Below are 18,942 nucleotides of genomic sequence, written 5' to 3' on the forward strand. Positions count from 1 at the left end.
ATAAAAATAAATTGTTGCATAAATGCAGCAATTCAATTTTGGCAGCAAATCGATGTTAAAAATTGAATTCTTGAACAAATCACAGCAATTTTCGCATGAATTTAATAAAAATTTTGCTTATTTAATATTTTGAAAAAAAAGAGGCGTATTTTATAATAGATAATGGAGGGATATACATGAAAACGTTCAAAGCTGTTAGATTTCAGATTGTCGAGAATGAATCGGTCACAGAATATGCACTACATGATGGTGTAATTATCAATAAAGAAAATAGTGGTACAGGTTGGTTACTGGAAATTGTAATTGATAATATCCATATCGAAAAAATGGAGTATTATCTGGCGCATGAAACGATTTTAGACACGCGTGTCGTCATCACACGTGCTTCAAATGATCCCGCCCTTTTTGAATCAACGATTAAAAAAATTATCCTATTACAAGATAAAATTTCTGTGTTGCTTGAATGTCATATATACACGTTAAGACAAGTATATGCTGAAAAATTACTGGAGCAGCTTGTCACAGATGGGTTAAGCGGCCAGGAACTCATTATTGCGTTTAATCGTATGATGAAATCTAAACCGAAGTTAAAAGATGAGTTAGATGAGGAATAGTTTGATCAATATTGTAGTCTCTATAAGTGTGACATGTCCATTAAATGATATTTTTTGGACATGTTGCACTTATTTTTATATTTTTTCGAACTCACATGTCCAATAATCCATTGTTATTGGACAAGTGAATCGGAAAAAATAGAACAAAAAAAGAATACTAATCTTCATCGATTAGTATTCCTAAAAATAAATAGATTATTTCTCTAAAATTGCAAAGCTAATTTCACAGCTACATGCGATTTCACCATTCACTGTTGCTTTTGCAATACCTTTTCCAATCGGACCTTTTACACGTGTCATTTCGACTTCCAGTAATAAAGTATCCCCAGGTGTGACTTGTTTCTTAAATCTACATTTATCAATCCCGGTAAACATCGCAAGCTTCCCTTGATTCTCTTCAAGTTTAAGCATCGCAACTGCACCGACTTGTGCTAAAGCTTCAACAATTAATACGCCTGGCATGACAGCATATTCCGGAAAATGGCCCTGGAAGAATGGTTCGTTACCACTCACTTGTTTAAGCCCCGTACATTTTTTACCGTCTTCAAGTTCCACAATACGATCAATTAATAAAAATGGATAACGATGCGGAATAATCTTCTTAATTTCATCAAACGTTAATAATGTGTCCATCAAACTCCACTCCCAGTAAATTTAAATAAATGTGTCCATGTTGATGGCTTGAATATATCTAACGGCGAATGTAATATGCCGTAGCCTATCATCATACCAACGACAAAGAGAAGTAGCATTAATATAAATACGACACAAACTGTAAATAATATAGGAATACGTCTATGTATTACTTCAGTCCCATTAATGACGCTTACTTTCTCTTCAAACTTCAATTGCTTCATATCTATCACCTCTTCGGCTAGAATGAATTACGTTTACGCTTGTACTGTTGCTTTACGATCACCTGTACGTTCGATTTCCGCACCTAAACTACGCAATTTCTGATGGAATTCAACATAACCGCGATCTAAATGATAAAGTTCTGTTACTTTCGTATAACCTTCAGCGACAAGACCCGCTAAAACAAGTGCAGCCGCCGAACGTAAATCAGTTGCCTTTACATCTGCACCTTGTAATTTACTTTCTGTTACGCGTGCAATACGTTTATCAACCGTAATACGCGCATTCATCTTATTAAATTCAGCAACGTGCATAAAGCGATTCTCAAAGACAGTTTCATGCATTGTGCTTTCTTTCGGCAATACTAACATTAACGCCATCATCTGTGCCTGCATATCTGTCGGGAAACCTGGATGTGGTAATGTCTTCACATTGACTTCTTTCAATGGTTGTTCAACACGTAAACGAATACCTGCTTCATCAACGTCAATTTTGCAGCCAGCTTCTTCAAGTTTCGCGATTAACGCTTGCATATGCTCATAAATTGCACCTTCAACATACACGTCACCTTGTGTAATCGCGGCAGCAACTAAAAATGTACCTGCAACAATTCTATCTGGCACAATTTCATGAGATGCACCCTTTAACTGTGTAACACCATGAATGACGATGCGATCTGTTCCGGCACCTTGTACATCAGCGCCCATTTTATTTAAATAATTTGCTAAATCTACAATTTCAGGTTCTCTTGCAACGTTATCAATTACTGTTTTACCGTCTGCCAGTGCTGCAGCCATCATAATATTTTGTGTGGCGCCAACACTCGGGAAATCAAAATAAATATTTGCACCTTTCAAACGACCGTTAACTTTACCGATTAAATAGCCATTTGTTTGTGTAATTTCAACACCTAATGCACGTAAACCTTTTAAATGTTGTTCAATAGGACGAGAACCGATTGCACATCCACCTGGCATTGCCACTTCTGCATTGCCAAAGCGTGCTAATAATGGACCTAAAACTAACACACTTGCTCTCATCTTACTTACATATTCATATGCTGCATGTGTTAATAATTCGCCACTTGCATCTACTTCAACTGTATTTACATCTAATTTCTTATATACTTTCGCATTTAAGCCTTCTAAAACGGCTGAAATTGTATCAACGTCAGATAAATTTGGTACGTTTGTAAATACACTTTTACCCGTCCCAGCTAAAATTGATGCTGTAAGAATCGGTAATACTGCATTTTTTGCACCTTCAACTTTTACGTGGCCGTTTAATTTAGCGCCACCTTTTACGATAATTGTATCCATTTCTACCTCCAAGTTTCACATAGCTATACATCTATTCTATACTAAACGTGATGAAAGTAGTTAATGAAAACTTTCAAAAGTGCTGATATTATTTTCATTTCAAGCGTTTCGTAATTTTTAATAATATATACTTAAAATAGTACCATGATTAAATTGGTCTGTTTAATAAGATCTACGATAAAATTTGTAACTAAATAGCTTAATGCCATACTAAAAAACATAAGCAAAATCTGTATGTCTGTTGTACGATTTGCTTTAAACCATTGGTCAAGACGAAGGGCTTGTAAGCTTTTAAAGCTGATTGCCGTTATTGAAAGATATAAGAATAAATACGTAAATGCAAATATATTCATGTTTCACCTCTATAAAAAAAGTACACAGTTAAACTGTGTACTTTATGTTGAATAGCCTAAACGGCGCTTTCAATGCAGGACCTCGTCAAATTTCACCAACACTTTCGAAATCAAAGAGTGATTTCTTAGTGTTGCTTCCAATTTGTTCGGTCCTCAACGCATTGAAAACAGCCTCTAACGATATTTAGCAACTTCTATTCGGTTCAGTGCACGGTGTAACGCACGTTCTGCACGATGGAAATCAACATGTTCAAGCTTGTCTTCTTTTAATCGCTCTTCTGCACGCATTAACGAAGCTTTCGCTCTTTCAATATCAATAGCATCTGCTTTTTCAGCTGCCTGAACTAATACCGTAATTTTCTCAGGACGAATTTCAGCAAATCCTTCCGTCACGGCAACATAGTCTTTATCAGTGTTTGAACGTGTAACACGTACTGCCCCAATTTTAAGTGGTGCAACAGTAGGAATATGACCTGCCATCACACCCATTTCACCTGATTCAGTTTGTAATACAACAAGTTCTGCTTCATGCTCTGAGTAAACTGAACCGTTAGGAGTGACGATATCTAATGCGATTTTCTTCATAGTTCCATCCTCCTAAATATTATACTTCAACACCCATTGCTTTCGCTTGTTCTAATACTGCTTCGATGCCACCAACTAAACGGAATGCATCTTCAGGAATATGGTCATACTTACCATCTAAAATTGCTTTAAAGTCTTGTACAGTTTGTTTAACTGGTACGTAAGAACCTTTTTGTCCTGTAAACTGTTCAGCAACGTGGAAGTTTTGAGATAAGAAGAACTGAATACGACGAGCGCGGTTTACAGTCTTTTTATCGTCATCAGATAACTCATCCATACCTAAGATGGCGATGATATCTTGTAACTCACGATACTTTTGTAATGTTGCCTGAACGCGACGTGCTACTTCATAGTGCTCTTCTCCAACTACTGCTGGCGTTAATGCACGTGATGTAGACGCTAACGGGTCAACGGCTGGGTAAATACCCATCTCAGTTAATTTACGCTCTAAGTTTGTTGTTGCATCTAAGTGAGCGAATGCAGTCGCTGGCGCAGGGTCAGTATAGTCATCGGCTGGTACGAATACCGCTTGGATAGATGTAACTGATCCAACATTCGTTGAAGTGATACGCTCTTGTAATTGACCCATCTCAGTAGCAAGTGTTGGTTGGTAACCAACCGCTGATGGCATACGTCCTAATAACGCTGATACCTCTGAACCTGCTTGTGTGAAACGGAAGATGTTATCGATGAATAAAAGTACGTCCTGACCTTGTTCATCACGGAAGTATTCCGCCATTGTTAAACCAGATAATGCTACACGCATACGTGCACCAGGTGGCTCGTTCATTTGTCCGAATACCATCGCTGTTTTCTTAATAACGCCTGAGTCACTCATTTCGTGGAATAAGTCATTACCTTCACGTGTTCTTTCACCAACACCGGCAAATACTGAAATACCACCGTGCTCTTGTGCGATATTGTTGATTAATTCTTGAATTAATACTGTTTTACCTACACCGGCACCACCGAATAGACCGATCTTACCACCTTTAATGTATGGTGCTAATAAGTCTACTACTTTAATACCTGTTTCTAAAATTTCAACTTTAGTTGATAATTCTTCAAACTTAGGTGCTTGTCTATGAATTGGATCACGACGTACAGATGCATCTAATTCTTCACCTAAATCAATTTTTTCTCCTAATACGTTAAATACGCGACCTAAAGTAACGTCACCAACAGGTACTGAAATAGACGAACCTGTATCTGTAACTTCCGCTCCACGTTGAACGCCATCAGTAGAACTCATAGCGATCGTACGTACAGCATCGTCACCTAAATGAAGGGCAACTTCTAACGTTAACTTCGTCGTTTTGCCTTCTTCACGTTTAATATCTAAAGTTAAGGCATTGTTTAATGCTGGTAATTGACCGTTTTCGAACTTAACGTCGATAACAGGACCCATAACTTGGATTACGTGACCTACTGCCATGTTTATTCCTCCTAAGTGTTATTCTAATGCGGCTGCTCCACCAACAATTTCGGTAATTTGTTGCGTGATTGCTGCTTGTCTCGCACGGTTATATTGTAATGATAAGTCATCAATTAATTCTTTTGCGTTGTCAGTTGCATTTTTCATTGCAGTCATACGTGAAGCATGTTCACTTGCTTTACCATCTAAAATGGCACCATAAATTAAACTTTCCGCGTATTGTGGAAGAATAACTTCTAAAATGGCATCTTGATCAGGTTCAAATTCATAGTTAGATAATGAAGATTCACCTGATACGTCTTCTTTAGAAATTGGTAAAATTTTGCGTTCTTGTACTTCTTGTTCAAGGACACTAATAAAATGACTAAAATGCATATAAAGTTCATCATATTCACCTGTTTCAAAACGAGAAACAGCCTTCTGGCTAATATCTTTAATTGATTTGAATGATGGTTGTTCAGAAAGGCCGATAATTTCACCTTCAACGTTATAGCCACGTGAACGTAAGAAATCACGTCCTACACGACCGATGACTAAAATACCATATTCAGCAGGATTATTATTATGACGTTCTTTAATTTTCGCTGTTACACTTTTTAAAATGTTTGCATTGTAAGGACCCGCAAGACCTTTATCACAAGTAATTACTAAGTAACCCGTCTTCTTTACCGGACGTGTTTGTAACATTGGATGGTTCGATTCTGAACTATTACCACCAATCGCTGTAACTGCTTCCTGCATTTTATTCATATACGGATAGAATGCTTTAGCGTTCTCTTCAGCACGACGTAGTTTAGAGTTCGATACCATGTGCATCGCTTTCGTAATTTGACTTGTCTTTTTAGTCGAATTAATGCGGCCTTTTATGTCTCTAAGTGAAGCCATTTTGTCACCACCTTCTGATTAATTTCCTTTAAAGATTATACTTCCGATTTTTTGAAGACTTTCTTGAATGCAGTAAATGCTTCAACAAATGTTTCGTCAGCTGGTAATCCTTTAGTTTCACGGATTTCCTGATAGATGTGTGGTGCATTTGAACCCACCCAGTCTAATAACTCGTCTTCAAAACGTGTAATATCTTCAACAGGAATATCATCTAAGTGACCTTTTGTTAATGCATAAAGAATTGTAACCTGTTTATCAACTGTTAAAGGTTTGTTTTGATCTTGTTTTAATACTTCAACCGTACGTTTACCACGCTCTAATTTCGCTTTCGTTTGTGGATCTAAATCTGAACCAAATTGTGCGAATGACTCTAATTCACGGTATGACGCTAAGTCAAGACGTAACGTACCCGCAACTTTCTTCATCGCTTTAATTTGTGCAGAACCACCTACACGAGAAACTGAAAGTCCTGCGTTAATCGCTGGACGTACACCAGAGAAGAATAAATCTGATTGTAAGAAGATTTGTCCGTCAGTGATAGAGATAACGTTTGTTGGTACGTAAGCTGAGATATCCCCTGCTTGCGTTTCAACGAATGGTAATGCTGTAATCGAACCGCCACCTAAATCATCATTTAATTTAGCTGCACGTTCTAATAAACGACTGTGTAAGTAGAATACATCCCCAGGATAAGCTTCACGACCTGGCGGACGACGTAATAATAATGATAACTCACGGTATGCTGCTGCTTGTTTCGTTAAATCATCATATACGATTAATACGTGTTTACCATTGAACATGAATTCTTCTGCCATTGCTACACCCGCGTATGGTGCGATGTATAATAATGGAGCAGGTTGAGATGCAGACGCTGATACAACGATTGTGTAATCTAACGCACCATGTTGACGTAAAGTTTCTACTGCAGTACGTACAGTTGATTCTTTTTGTCCGATTGCTACGTATACACAAATCATGTCTTCATCTTTTTGGTTTAAGATTGTATCAATTGCTACAGTTGTTTTACCTGTTTGACGGTCACCGATGATTAACTCACGTTGTCCACGTCCGATAGGTACTAATGCATCAATTGCTTTGATACCTGTTTGTAATGGCTCATCAACTGATTTACGATCCATAACACCAGTCGCTGGTGATTCGATAGGACGCGTTTTCGTTGTGTTAAGCGGTCCACGTCCATCAATTGGTTGCCCTAATGGGTTAACAACACGTCCAATTAATTCTTCACCAACTGGAACTTCCATGATACGACCCGTACGTTTAACTTCGTCGCCTTCTTTAATATCTAAGTAAGGGCCTAAGATTACGACACCTACGTTATTTTCTTCTAAATTTTGTGCTAGACCTAATACACCGTTATGAAACTCAACAAGTTCCCCTGCCATAACGTTGTTTAAGCCATGTACTAATGCGATACCGTCACCGACTTGGATTACAGTACCTACATCCGTTACTGTCATACCAGACTCATAGTTTGCAATCTGTGATTTTAGTAACGCACTGATTTCTTCAGCTTTGATGGCCATTGATGTCACTCCTTATTAAGAAATTATTGTTTTTGAAACGACTTGCTTAATTGATTTAATTCATTACTTACTGAACCATCGTAAACTGTCGTTCCGATCGTAGCGCGAATACCGCCGATTAATGATGCATTGATTACATTTTCAATTAATAACTTTTTATATCCTGTTTTTTCGATGAACACTTTACCAAGTGTATCTAATTCTTCAGAAGATAATGGATAAACTGATTCTACTTTCATCTTTGCTTGTTCGTTGTCGATGTTATAATATTCAACAAATGCATCAACAATACCAGGAATGAATCCTAATTGTTTACGATCCGCTAAGATGTAAAGTAAGTTCATAAGCGGTTTATCTACACCTTTAAACGTTTCTGCAACGAATGCTTTACGCGATTCATTTGATACTTTTGGGTTTTCTGCAAATGCAGCAAACGCTGTATCATTTGATAAAGCTTGCTTAATTTCTAACAAGTCCGCATACACACTATGTGCAACACCTTGTGTTTTCGCTACTTCTAATAAACTCTCTGCATATTTATTTAAGACATTGGCCATTATTTATCGCCTGCCTCTTGAATAAATTGTTGAACAAGTTGCTTTTGATCTTGCTCATTGATTTCTTTATTGATTACTTTTTGTGCAATTAATACAGATAATTCAGCAACGCGATCGTTGATGTCTGCAATGGCACGTTGTTTTTCATTTTCAATTTCAACTTGTGCATCGCTAACGATTTTGTTTGCACGCGTATTTGCTTCGTGAATAATTTGTTCTTGTTGCGCTTTAGCTTGCGCTTTAGCGTCTTCCATTATGATAGATACTTCATTTTGTGTTTTTGCAAGTAATGCTTTATTTTCATCTGCGTAACGCTTTGCTTCTTCGTTCTGCTTGCGGGCATTGTCAAGGTCAGCATTAATGCCTTGTTGACGTTCATCCATAATACTCTTTAATGGACCCCAAGCGAATTTACTAAGTAAAGCTAATAATACTATGAATGCGAAAAGAGTAAATAGTGCTGTACCCCATTCAACGCCATGAACGGCGTTTGCAGTTTCGCCTAAAATTAAGAAATTCAAGATTAACGCTCCTTTCATCGCAGTTATGTTCATAAATGAATGGCGAAATCATAGTGACTTCGCCTTAACGAGTTATATTTAAAATTAACGGTTCATTACCATGAATGCTACTACTACCGCGATGATAGGAAGGGCCTCAACTAAACCTACACCGATGAACATGATAGTCATTAATGGACCACGTGCTTCTGGTTGACGTGCTACACCTTCAACTGTACGAGATACGATTAAACCGTTACCAATACCTGCTCCTAATGCTGCTAAACCGATTGCGATTGCTGCTGCTAATAAATTCATTAATAATTTCCTCCTAAAGAAATATGATAGTTTTTTTTAATTTTTTATATTAATGGTCATCTGACACTTTATGTGACATATAAACCATTGATAACATTACGAAAATGTAGGCTTGAATTGACCCTACAAAAATTGAGAAACCTTGCCAGATCACTAATGGAATAAATCCACCGATTGCACCAAGTGCACCAAATGCTGTTAAAAGTCCTGCAAGTAAACCAAGTAATACTTCACCTGCAAAGATGTTACCGTAAAGACGCAGACCTAGCGTTAAAGTAGAAGAGAACTCTTCAATAATCTTAAACGGCACCATAAACCAAACGGGTTGTGCAAAGCTCTTGAAGTAGTTACCTGCATCACGCATTTTGATACCATAGAAATGCGTTAATAGCACCATCAGCGTAGAAAGTGTTAATGTGACTGTCGGATCAGCAGTCGGTGATTTCCACCATAAAGTGTGACCACTTACGATTGCAAATGGTAATCCTAGCATATTCGCAACAAAAATGAATAATAACAATGTTACTGCCAGGAAATGAAAACGCCCACCTTTGTTCCAAGCCATGTTACTGTTAATAATGCCTCTAGTAAAATCGAAAACCCATTCAATGAAGTTTTGTTTACCATGTGGACGAACGCTTAAATTGCGCGTAAATAATATCGCAATGAGAAATACGATAACCGCCGTTACAGTAATCATCAACATTGAAGACAGATTGAAAATAATATCATGTCCTGCGATTTTCAATGTATAGAGGGGTGATTCGTGTCCCATTTCTTCACCTCTTCCTATATGTATTATTTTTTCAAACTGTTTACACCATGAACGATAATCATTACATAGGTCAACATTAAACCAAGTGCGATGCCTAATAAATCAAATATATCAGGATATCTCACCCAGAAGAGGCATGCCATGACCGCTATTAAAAAGCGAATCCCCATACCACTTGAAACGTATAGCCCTTCACTGTTCACCGCACGCGATAAATAGTGATACCATACAAAAGTACTAATTGCAGACGCAATCGTACCGATAACTAATCCTAACACGAAACTGCTCTTTGTGAACACGCCGATTATGACGAAAATTAGAATTAGATATATGAAATATTGCAAATAACGCCTGAAAAAAAAATGAAATTCTGACATTGCAGAAACTCCTTAGAAATAGTTTTCACATGAATGAAAACCGTTTCATTCCCCATTTATGATAATATAGTGAAAATTACGTGTCAATGCTATGTGAAAACTTTAGAAACATAAACTTCACGAAATGTTCACAAAAATGCCATATAATTATGTTTAATTCAAATTATTTAAATTAAATTATTATTTCGCAGTCTCCACTTTAAATGGCGCCGGCTTTTCAGCTGTCAAGCCAAAATAATGTTTAATGTGGCCACAAATTCGCTTAGATGTTTCACCATCACCATATGGATTGCTTGCTTGTGACATACTTTCGTATGTTGCCTGATCTGTTAAAAGCGTCTTAGTCAATTGATAAATCGCTTCTTCTTCGATACCTGCTAACTTTAATGTACCGGCTTTCACACCTTCTGGACGTTCAGTTGTATCACGCAATACTAATACAGGCTTTCCTAAAGAAGGCGCTTCTTCCTGAACACCACCAGAATCCGTTAATATAAAGTGACTGCGTGATGCAAAGTTATGGAAATCAATCACATCTAACGGCTCAATTAATTGCACGCGATCATGGTTTGATAAATGTTGTGCTGCAATTTCTCGTACTTTAGGATTTTTGTGCATTGGGTAAACAACTTCGACATCTTCAAATTCATCAACGATGCGACGAATTGCACTGAAAATATTGTGCATTGGCTGACCAATATTCTCACGACGATGCGCTGTCAATAAAATTACTTTACGCCCTTCAGCGTTATTTAATATTTCAGAAGTGTAATCTGACTTCACTGTCGTCTTCAATGCGTCAATTGCAGTGTTACCTGTCACAACAATTTTATCCGCTGGTTTATTCTCATTTAGTAAGTTCTGTGCTGCTTCATCTGTCGGAGCGAAATGTAAGTCAGCTAACACACCTGTCATTTGACGGTTCATTTCTTCCGGGAATGGAGAGTACTTCTGGAATGTACGTAGTCCCGCTTCAACGTGTCCAATTGCGACTTCATTATAGAATGCTGCTAAACTGCCAGCAAACGTTGTCGTCGTATCACCATGAATTAAAATCATATCCGGTTTCGCTTCTTTAATGACTGCTTCTAATCCCATTACAACACGACTTGTTACTTCAGATAACGTTTGTCCTGCTTTCATAATGTTTAAATCATAATCCGGTGTAATATTGAAAATTGTTAATACTTGATCTAACATCTCTCTATGCTGTGCTGTTACAACTACGATCGGTTCTAATTCTGGATCTTCTTTTAAAGCCAGTACAAGCGGTGCCATTTTAATTGCTTCCGGTCTTGTACCAAAAATCGTCATAATTTTTTTCATGATAATCTCCTAATCCCTTTATTTTGTACCAAATAATCTATCGCCAGCATCACCTAAGCCAGGTACGATGTAGCCATGATCATTAAGCTTTTCATCTAAAGCTGCAATATAAATATCAACATCTGGATGTGCTTCCTGTAATAACTTAACGCCTTCAGGTGCAGCAATTAAGCACATGAAACGAATTTTTACAGCGCCACGCTTCTTTAATGAATTGATTGCTTCGATGGCACTTCCCCCCGTTGCAAGCATAGGATCTACAACGATAAAGTCACGCTCTTCAATGTCTTGTGGTAACTTTGCAAAATATTCAACCGGTTGTAATGTTTCCGGGTCACGGTATAAACCGATATGACCAACACGTGCTGCTGGAATCATTTTTAATACGCCGTCTGTCATACCTAATCCCGCACGTAAAATCGGTACTACAGCAATCTTCTTCCCAGATAATCGTTTCGCTGTCATTTCAGTAACAGGTGTCTTAACGATAACATCATCTAATTCTAAATCTCGCGTTACTTCATAAGCCATTAACATACCGACTTCATCCACAAGTTCACGGAATTCTTTCGTACCTGTCTTCTCATCTCGAATGTAACTTAATTTGTGTTGAATTAATGGGTGATCAAAAACATGGACTTTCGCCATAATATACCTCTCCAAACTATAATTTATTTATATAAAGGAAATTTATCAGTGATAGATTTCACTTTTTCTCTCGCTTCTCGTAATACGGCTTCATCATCATGATGACTTAATACATCTGCAATAATATTGCCGATGTATTGCATTTCTGATTCTTTTAACCCGCGTGTCGTTACTGCAGGCGTTCCAATACGGATACCACTCGTCACGAAAGGACTCGCTGTATCAAACGGAATTGTATTTTTATTTGTTGTAATACCTACTGTATCAAGTGCATGCTCAGCTACTTTCCCGGTTAAGTTCATCGGCGTAACATCTACACTGAACAGATGATTATCTGTTCCACCACTTACGATACGCAGACCACGTTCTGATAATGTATCGGCTAGCGCCTGTGCATTCTTAATCACTTGCACCTGATACTCTTTAAACTCTGGTTGTAACGCTTCGCCAAACGCAACGGCTTTCGCTGCAATAACATGCATTAACGGACCACCTTGTATTCCTGGGAATATCGCTTTATCAATAGCTTTCGCATAATCCGATTTACATAAGATCATGCCACCTCTAGGTCCACGTAATGTCTTATGTGTTGTAGTCGTTACGAAGTCCGCATATGGTACTGGATTCTCATGTAATCCTGTAGCGACAAGCCCAGCGATATGCGCCATATCTACCATCAATAAAGCACCAATCTCATCAGCAATTGCTTTGAACTGTTTAAAATCAATCTCACGCGAGTAGGCTGAAGCGCCTGCTACAATCAGTTTTGGTTGATATTCATGCGCCAGCTTACGCACATTGTCATAATCAATCTTCTCTGTTTCCTTATCCACTTCGTATGCGACAAAGTTATAATCAATACCACTGAAGTTAACGTGTGAACCATGTGTTAAATGTCCACCGTGACTTAAATCCATACCTAAAACGGTATCCCCCGGCTGAAGCGCCACGCGGTATACTGCCATATTCGCTTGTGAGCCAGAATGAGGCTGGACATTGACGTGCTCTGCACCAAACAATGCTTTCGCACGGTCTCTCGCTAAATCTTCAACAATATCAACAAATTCACAACCACCGTAATAACGTTTATGCGGGTATCCTTCTGCATATTTATTCGTTAAAACAGAACCTTGAGCCTCCATCACAGCTTGAGATACAAAGTTTTCTGATGCGATCAATTCAATATTATTGTTTTGTCGCTCTAATTCTTTACGCATCGCTTCGAATAGCATGCTATCTTGTGATTTGATTTCGTTCATTATATTGCCCCCTTGATTATCAATTAATAATGACTTCTAGGACCACCGATTAGCTTTGGTCGGTGCGTTGCAATCGTTACCGTTGCTTCGCCTACCTTTTTCGTTGCAACACGTACTGGAATTTGCACATGTTTAATATGCATTCCGATTAGCGTTTGACCGATATCTATGCCACAATCACATGTAACATGCTCGACGACAACTGGATTGTCAAAGTTCTGATAAGCAACGCTGCTCATGCTGCCACCTGCCCCTTTTACAGGCACAACACTTACAACTTCAAATCCGTATCGTTCTTGTACGCTTTTCTCCATCGTAATTGCGCGATTAATGTGCTCGCACCCTTGAAAGCAGAAATCCACACCTATTTGTTTATGTATGCGTTTGAATGCTTCAAAGAACGTGTGCGCGACTTCATCAGAACTATGCGTACCGATACGTTCACCAATCACTTCTGACGTTGAACAACCAATCACACATAACGTGTTCGGTTTAAAGAAATCAATTGCGACAAGTTCATCTAACAATTGATTGATGTTATCCATTGCAAGACTCCAGTTGGGCAATCTTATCGACACGTGTTTGATGACGCCCACCTTCAAATTCGGCATTTAACCATGTCTTAACGATAAGTAACATCAACCCTTCGCCTATGACACGTTGCCCCATGGCAAGAACATTTGAATTGTTATGTTCACGTGTTACTTGCGCTGTAAACGCATCATGCACTAACGCGCAACGGATGCCAGGTACTTTATTCGCTGCAATACTCATACCAATACCAGTACCACAAATTAATATACCACGGTCAAACTCACCTGCAGCGACTGATTGTGCGACTGGTCCTGCATAATCAGGATAATCAACAGACGCAGTTGATACTGGTCCAAAATCTTTGAATTCAATACCTTCTGCCGTTAAATACTCAATAATTTTCGCTTTGTATTCAAAACCACCATGGTCACTTGCAATAGCAATCTTCACAATACCCCTCCTCTTGTACATACTCTTTTATTATATCTTATTTGAAAAGTGAGACAAAATATTTCTGGGATTTGTACGCGTTTTTTTAATATTGTTTAATTTCCATCAATTTTTGTTAATAATTTCGTGATATTTTCTTTTAATTCCATAAATGTGCTGTGATAAATATCATAATCACCACCATAAGGATCCTGAATATCACGCGAAATTCCTGAAACATATTCTATCAGTGTAAACACATTGCTCGATGGATACATCGCGCGTATCGTATCACGATGACCCGCTGTCATCGTTAAAATTAAATCTTTCTCGCTATCAACGGGTTGAAATGCAGCACTCATCGTTGCACTCGGCAACTGATAATCAGCGATAATTTGCTGCGTATGATGAGAGGCAGGCATGCCATCCATAGCAAATACACCTCTCGACGTAAAGACATGGTTATCCGTTAGCGACTTCGCAATCGATTCAGCTAACGGGCTGCGGCACGTATTTCCTGTACACACAAATACAATCTCCATTTCATCTCCTACTTTCCTGATGTCGCTTTATGAATACGATTCATCAATGCTTCACTCTCTTTAACATGCGAATAATCAGCAATGTAAATCTTCTTTATGGATGGCATTGTGTCCATCGCTCGTAATGCGCTATACAATTGATGCATCGCACCTGTTATATCATCAAATGTTTCTCCTAATGCAAACGTCACACTCGTATCAAAACGTGACAACTCACTTTGAGGCGCAATGACCGCTTCTCCTTCACATAATTGCAACTTAGAAATATCCTTTACAAGTTCCATCGGACTGTCCGGTGCGTAATGGCGATATTTCATACCCGGCGCTATCGGCTTTTCAATTTCGAAGTTAGCTTCTGTAATGCAGCCCGGTACAACGCGTTCTAAATCTTGCGCACTAATCGCACCAGGTCGTGCAATACGAAATGGATAAGACGTGCAGTCCACCACTGTGCTTTCAATACCAACTTCAACTTGAAAGCCGCGCACGACTCCGTAAATCTTATTGGTCATATCCATCAGAACATGGTCTGCATTCGTTGGAGACGGTTTACCACTCGTATTCGCAGAGGGTGCTGCTAGCGGTAAATACGATAACTTCAGCAGCTGTCTAGCAATCGCATCACTTGGCATGCGCACTGCGACCGAATCCAGTCCCGCAGTAACACTCGATGCTAACACATGCTGTTTCAATGGCAGTATAAATGAAATAGGTCCTGGCCAGAAAGCATTCATAAGCGCACGTACCGCGTCGTTTGGAATACTTGCAAACTGATCAATTTGTTTGATTTCATAAATATGAACGATTAACGGATTATCTTGCGGGCGACCTTTCGCAACAAATATTTTATCTACAGCCGCCTTGCTCAGTGCATTTGCCGCTAGTCCGTAAACTGTTTCTGTAGGAATCGCAATAATTTCATCCGCTTTAAAGCCTGTTATTATTTCCTGTACTTGTGGATATGTCGATAAGTCATCCACATAGTTACGCACATCCCATATTTTCGTTTCCATCGCACAAACCCCTTTCTTAACTCATATTTTAACGCAAAATAAAAAGTTATGCACAAATTGTGGATAACCATTGTAATTTGTGCATAACTTATTCACACCACTCAAACCAGACAATACGATCTAAACCATTAATATCCTGAACGATTGTTGGCACATTGTGTGGATAAAGTTGCTGGACATACTCAGAAATTGCTTTTCCTTGCGCATGACCGATTTCAAAAGCAACAAGTGCGCCCGGATTTAATATTTGATGCATCGTATTTAACATACGTTTATACAGCGCTAGTCCACCATCGTCAGCAAACAAAGCGATATACGGATCATGTAACGCACTATCGTTCATGAGATCCCGTTCACTTTCTGCAATATATGGCGGATTACTCACGAGACAATCCACTTTAATATCGCGTTCAATTAACGGCTGAAGTAAATCTCCTTGCATAAATGTAACATCAGCTGCTAGTGCCTTTGCATTACTACGCGCAACTTCAAGCGCATCATGCGAGATATCCACAGCATAACTAGTTACACGTGGCAGTTCTAAAGCAAGCGTTACGGCAATCGCACCACTTCCTGTACCGATATCAACAAATGACGAGCGTTGTTGCCACTTTTGAATCACGAGTTGAACCAGTTCTTCTGTTTCATTACGTGGGACAAGTACATCTTTTGTGACATTAAACTTACGGTCATAGAACATTTGAAAACCTGTAATATGAGCCAGCGGGATATGTTGCGCTAACTGCTGTATCGCATTGAAATAAATAGCATACTCTTCATCAGTTAGCACTTTATCTCCCATTAGAATATCCATCTGTGATAGATTAAATAAATCCATCATTAAATATTTCGCACCGACTACAGGTTCATCGTGCTGTGCTAATATGGCTTCTCCACGCTTTATTAAATCGCGACTATTATAGTGCGCCATCGTTTAACGCTTCTAGTTTAGAAGTTTGTTCAGCAATTGTTAATGCATCGATAATTTCGCTTAATTTACCTTCCACAATTTGATCTAACTTTTGAATTGTTAAGCCGATACGGTGATCTGTTACACGGTTTTGTGGATAGTTATACGTTCTAATACGTTCTGAGCGGTCACCCGTACCTACTGCTGATTTACGTTGTTCAGAGTATTTCGCCTGTTCTTCTTGTAATTTCGCATCAAAGACACGTGTTTTAAGTAATTTTAATGCTTTTTCACGGTTCTTAATCTGAGATTTCTCAGAAGATGTTGCAACGATACCTGTCGGAATGTGCGTAATACGTACGGCTGAATCCGTCGTGTTAACGTGCTGACCACCAGAACCTGATGAACGGTATGTTTCGATACGTAAGTCTTCCTGACGAATTTCAATCTCTACGTCTTCTACTTCAGGTAATACAGCAACTGTTGCTGTAGACGTGTGAATACGGCCACCACTTTCCGTAGTTGGAATACGTTGAACACGGTGCGCACCATTTTCAAATTTCAATTTACTATATGCACCTTTACCGATAATCGTGAAACTGATCTCTTTAAATCCACCATGGTCTGCTTCATTCGTTTCCATTACTTCAATCTTCCAGCCTTGCTCTTCAGAGAATCTTGAATACATACGGAATAAATCGCCCGCGAAAATATTTGCTTCGTCTCCACCTGCAGCACCACGAATCTCCATCACTACGTTCTTATCGTCCATTGGATCTTTCGGGATTAATAAGAACTTCATCTTTTCCTCTAATTCAGGAATTTGAGGCTTCAATGTATTGATTTCTTCTTTAATCATTTCCTGTTCGTCTGCATCACTTGCGTCACTCATCATTTCTAACGCTTCTTCAAGCTGTTGCTTAACATCTTTATATTCTCTAAACACAGCTACCGTTTCCTGCAAGTCAGCCTGTTCTTTCGAGTATTCTCTTAATTTATCCGTATCGCTGACGATATCCGGGTCACTTAATAATTCATTTAACTGTTCATAACGTTGTTCTACGATTTCTAACTGATCAAACATTTGATTGACTCCTTTTCATTTTTTATTTAGGTACGATATGATGCTCACGACATCTCGGTTCGTAACTCTCTTTAGCACCAACTAATATAATCGGATCATCGAAACGTGCAGGTTCTCCATTAATTAACCGCTGCGTTCTTGAACTTGGTGCGCCACATACAGAACACACTGCTTGTAATTTCGTTACATGTTCAGCGACTGCCATAATTTCCGGAACCGGTTCAAACGGTACGCCACGGAAATCCATATCAAGTCCCGCTGTAATGACACGATATCCTTCTTCAGCAAGCTGTGTTGCAACACCTACAATATCATGATCAAAAAACTGTATTTCATCAATTGCAACGATATCATGTTCTTCTTTTACGTGTTCCATAATTTCAGATGAATGTGTTACATTGACCGCTTCAACTTTATTCCCATTATGAGATACAACCTCTAAATCACTATAACGATTGTCAATCGATGGTTTAAAGACGATGACTTGCTGTTTCGCAAATAGTCCTCGACGTACACGACGAATCAGCTCTTCACTTTTCCCACTAAACATACTACCCGTAATACATTCTATCCAACCTGAATGATAATGCTCATACATGTCATACTGCCACCTTTTTAAGTCATAATCGCTTTATTATATCATAATAATTATGATATGACATTGCGATTCATGCTTCAAATATATAAAAAACTCTTACACCAAAAGGTATAAGAGTTCATTGCTTCAGTATTAGTTGTTTGACTTAAGACCGAATTTTTTGTTGAAACGTTCAACACGTCCATCCGCAGATGCGAATTTTTGACGGCCTGTGTAGAATGGGTGAGAGTCAGAAGAGATATCCAAACGGATAACTGGGTACTCGTTACCATCTTCCCAAGTCATAGTTTCATTTGATGTACGTGTAGATCCACTTAAGAATTTGAATTCTGTTGTAGAATCTAAAAAGATTACTTTGTGGTAATCTGGGTGAATTCCTGGTTTCATAATTGTTTTCAGCTCCTTTGCCCTGAACCATCCGGAACAGAGTTTATTCGTGAAATATTTTCACGTCAATACTTACATATTATATACGTCTC

25 protein-coding genes are annotated in these 18,942 nt (G+C 38.6%); 1 reads left to right on the forward strand and 24 read right to left on the reverse strand.

Features of this window, described 5'->3' with window-relative positions; translation table 11 throughout:
• Window positions 1-176: 176 nt before the first annotated feature.
• On the forward strand, window positions 177-614 hold the full coding sequence (locus OCL94_RS10160; RefSeq protein ID WP_262996806.1) for a YwpF-like family protein: 438 nt from the start codon (window positions 177-179) through the stop codon (window positions 612-614).
• Window positions 615-809: 195 nt separating this feature from the next.
• On the opposite strand, the gene fabZ is transcribed toward OCL94_RS10160, so the two are convergent.
• The 24 genes from fabZ to OCL94_RS10280 form a co-directional block, all read right to left on the reverse strand.
• Window positions 810-1,247 (reverse strand): 3-hydroxyacyl-ACP dehydratase FabZ, encoded by a 438-nt coding sequence (gene fabZ / locus OCL94_RS10165; protein WP_262996807.1) that lies wholly within the window; start codon window positions 1,245-1,247, stop codon window positions 810-812.
• Complete coding sequence (locus tag OCL94_RS10170; protein ID WP_262996808.1) at window positions 1,247-1,471, reverse strand: DNA-directed RNA polymerase subunit beta; 225 nt, start codon at window positions 1,469-1,471, stop codon at window positions 1,247-1,249. The genes fabZ and OCL94_RS10170 overlap by 1 nt, the downstream gene beginning before the upstream one ends.
• 33 nt (window positions 1,472-1,504) lie before the next feature.
• Window positions 1,505-2,788, reverse strand: a complete 1,284-nt coding sequence (murA, locus tag OCL94_RS10175; protein WP_262996809.1) for a UDP-N-acetylglucosamine 1-carboxyvinyltransferase — start codon at window positions 2,786-2,788, stop codon at window positions 1,505-1,507.
• A gap of 131 nt (window positions 2,789-2,919) precedes the next feature.
• Entirely contained in the window at window positions 2,920-3,141 is a 222-nt protein-coding gene (locus OCL94_RS10180; RefSeq protein ID WP_262996810.1) for a DUF1146 domain-containing protein, read from the reverse strand.
• Between the two features lie 174 nt (window positions 3,142-3,315).
• Window positions 3,316-3,726, reverse strand: coding sequence for a F0F1 ATP synthase subunit epsilon (locus OCL94_RS10185; RefSeq protein ID WP_262996811.1), 411 nt, complete (start codon window positions 3,724-3,726; stop codon window positions 3,316-3,318).
• A gap of 19 nt (window positions 3,727-3,745) precedes the next feature.
• Window positions 3,746-5,161 carry a F0F1 ATP synthase subunit beta gene (gene atpD / locus OCL94_RS10190; RefSeq protein WP_262996812.1) on the reverse strand — a complete coding sequence of 472 codons (1,416 nt, stop codon included), beginning with the start codon at window positions 5,159-5,161 and terminating at the stop codon, window positions 3,746-3,748.
• 18 nt (window positions 5,162-5,179) lie between these two features.
• Window positions 5,180-6,046, reverse strand: coding sequence for an ATP synthase F1 subunit gamma (gene atpG / locus OCL94_RS10195; protein ID WP_262996813.1), 867 nt, complete (start codon window positions 6,044-6,046; stop codon window positions 5,180-5,182).
• 35 nt (window positions 6,047-6,081) lie between these two features.
• A complete protein-coding gene (atpA, locus tag OCL94_RS10200) occupies window positions 6,082-7,593 on the reverse strand; it encodes a F0F1 ATP synthase subunit alpha (RefSeq protein ID WP_262996814.1) in 1,512 nt (503 codons plus the stop codon).
• 23 nt (window positions 7,594-7,616) lie between these two features.
• On the reverse strand, window positions 7,617-8,150 hold the full coding sequence (gene atpH / locus OCL94_RS10205) for an ATP synthase F1 subunit delta (protein WP_262996815.1): 534 nt from the start codon (window positions 8,148-8,150) through the stop codon (window positions 7,617-7,619).
• Window positions 8,150-8,689, reverse strand: a complete 540-nt coding sequence (locus OCL94_RS10210) for a F0F1 ATP synthase subunit B (protein WP_262996816.1) — start codon at window positions 8,687-8,689, stop codon at window positions 8,150-8,152. Before OCL94_RS10210 ends, atpH begins: the two co-directional genes overlap by 1 nt.
• Window positions 8,690-8,755: 66 nt before the next feature.
• Window positions 8,756-8,968 carry a F0F1 ATP synthase subunit C gene (atpE, locus tag OCL94_RS10215; protein ID WP_041636195.1) on the reverse strand — a complete coding sequence of 71 codons (213 nt, stop codon included), beginning with the start codon at window positions 8,966-8,968 and terminating at the stop codon, window positions 8,756-8,758.
• A gap of 49 nt (window positions 8,969-9,017) precedes the next feature.
• Entirely contained in the window at window positions 9,018-9,743 is a 726-nt protein-coding gene (gene atpB / locus OCL94_RS10220; RefSeq protein ID WP_262996817.1) for a F0F1 ATP synthase subunit A, read from the reverse strand.
• A 23-nt stretch (window positions 9,744-9,766) separates the two neighbouring features.
• Complete coding sequence (locus OCL94_RS10225; protein WP_317618557.1) at window positions 9,767-10,021, reverse strand: hypothetical protein; 255 nt, start codon at window positions 10,019-10,021, stop codon at window positions 9,767-9,769.
• A 279-nt stretch (window positions 10,022-10,300) separates the two neighbouring features.
• Window positions 10,301-11,446 carry a non-hydrolyzing UDP-N-acetylglucosamine 2-epimerase gene (gene wecB, locus OCL94_RS10230; RefSeq protein WP_262996819.1) on the reverse strand — a complete coding sequence of 382 codons (1,146 nt, stop codon included), beginning with the start codon at window positions 11,444-11,446 and terminating at the stop codon, window positions 10,301-10,303.
• Window positions 11,447-11,464: 18 nt separating this feature from the next.
• Window positions 11,465-12,094 (reverse strand): uracil phosphoribosyltransferase, encoded by a 630-nt coding sequence (gene upp / locus OCL94_RS10235; protein ID WP_262996820.1) that lies wholly within the window; start codon window positions 12,092-12,094, stop codon window positions 11,465-11,467.
• A gap of 23 nt (window positions 12,095-12,117) precedes the next feature.
• The gene (locus tag OCL94_RS10240) at window positions 12,118-13,353 is read right to left on the reverse strand and encodes a serine hydroxymethyltransferase (RefSeq protein ID WP_262996821.1); all 1,236 of its coding nucleotides are present in this window, start codon (window positions 13,351-13,353) and stop codon (window positions 12,118-12,120) included.
• A gap of 23 nt (window positions 13,354-13,376) precedes the next feature.
• On the reverse strand, window positions 13,377-13,898 hold the full coding sequence (locus OCL94_RS10245) for a TIGR01440 family protein (protein ID WP_262996822.1): 522 nt from the start codon (window positions 13,896-13,898) through the stop codon (window positions 13,377-13,379).
• A complete protein-coding gene (gene rpiB, locus OCL94_RS10250; protein ID WP_317618558.1) occupies window positions 13,891-14,337 on the reverse strand; it encodes a ribose 5-phosphate isomerase B in 447 nt (148 codons plus the stop codon). The genes OCL94_RS10245 and rpiB overlap by 8 nt, the downstream gene beginning before the upstream one ends.
• 95 nt (window positions 14,338-14,432) lie before the next feature.
• Window positions 14,433-14,858, reverse strand: a complete 426-nt coding sequence (locus OCL94_RS10255) for a low molecular weight protein arginine phosphatase (RefSeq protein ID WP_262996823.1) — start codon at window positions 14,856-14,858, stop codon at window positions 14,433-14,435.
• 8 nt (window positions 14,859-14,866) lie between these two features.
• Window positions 14,867-15,871: an L-threonylcarbamoyladenylate synthase gene (locus tag OCL94_RS10260; protein WP_262996824.1), complete on the reverse strand. Its 1,005-nt coding sequence runs from the start codon at window positions 15,869-15,871 to the stop codon at window positions 14,867-14,869.
• A gap of 88 nt (window positions 15,872-15,959) precedes the next feature.
• On the reverse strand, window positions 15,960-16,802 hold the full coding sequence (gene prmC, locus OCL94_RS10265; RefSeq protein ID WP_262996825.1) for a peptide chain release factor N(5)-glutamine methyltransferase: 843 nt from the start codon (window positions 16,800-16,802) through the stop codon (window positions 15,960-15,962).
• Entirely contained in the window at window positions 16,789-17,865 is a 1,077-nt protein-coding gene (gene prfA, locus OCL94_RS10270) for a peptide chain release factor 1 (RefSeq protein ID WP_262996826.1), read from the reverse strand. Before prfA ends, prmC begins: the two co-directional genes overlap by 14 nt.
• Window positions 17,866-17,887: 22 nt before the next feature.
• The gene (locus tag OCL94_RS10275) at window positions 17,888-18,463 is read right to left on the reverse strand and encodes a thymidine kinase (RefSeq protein WP_262996827.1); all 576 of its coding nucleotides are present in this window, start codon (window positions 18,461-18,463) and stop codon (window positions 17,888-17,890) included.
• 132 nt (window positions 18,464-18,595) lie between these two features.
• Entirely contained in the window at window positions 18,596-18,850 is a 255-nt protein-coding gene (locus tag OCL94_RS10280; protein ID WP_262996828.1) for a type B 50S ribosomal protein L31, read from the reverse strand.
• Between the last annotated feature and the right edge of the window lie 92 nt (window positions 18,851-18,942).

The organism is Macrococcus capreoli (assembly GCF_025628935.1).
Lineage (GTDB): Bacteria > Bacillota > Bacilli > Staphylococcales > Staphylococcaceae > Macrococcoides > Macrococcoides capreoli.